Here is a 394-nt window from a genome sequence, read left to right as displayed (position 1 = left end):
TACTAAAATTTATATATTGGATTCATTTCATAGGATACAACCTATAGGTGTTCCAGGTGAAATATGTATCTCTGGTATAGGGTTAGCTAGAGGATACATCAATCGAAAAGAATTAACAGCAGATAAATTTATTGATCATCCATTTGAACGAGGTGAGAAACTATATAAAACAGGGGATATAGCAAGGTGGCTACCTGATGGTAACATTGAATATTTGGGCCGAGTCGATCATCAAGTAAAAATAAGGGGATATCGAATAGAACTAGGTGAGATAGAAGCGAGTTTGTTAAAATATGAGACAATCAAAACGGCCGTAGTAATAGAGCAAGAAGATGAAGCTGGGGAAAAGTATTTATGTGCATACGTAGTTACAGAAAAAGATATTCCTATTCCA

1 pseudogene is annotated in these 394 nt (G+C 35.0%); it reads left to right on the top strand.

Annotated elements, in window-relative coordinates:
• Positions 1–394: pseudogene (locus HMPREF2590_RS12560) on the top strand (hypothetical protein); the annotation flags it as partial.

Origin of the sequence: Bacillus sp. HMSC036E02 (assembly GCF_001836235.1) — a bacterium.
GTDB classification, from domain to species: domain Bacteria; phylum Bacillota; class Bacilli; order Bacillales; family Bacillaceae_G; genus Bacillus_A; species Bacillus_A cereus.
The sequence above is the reverse complement of the archived record's forward strand: the minus strand, read 5'-3'. Positions and strand labels throughout refer to the sequence as shown.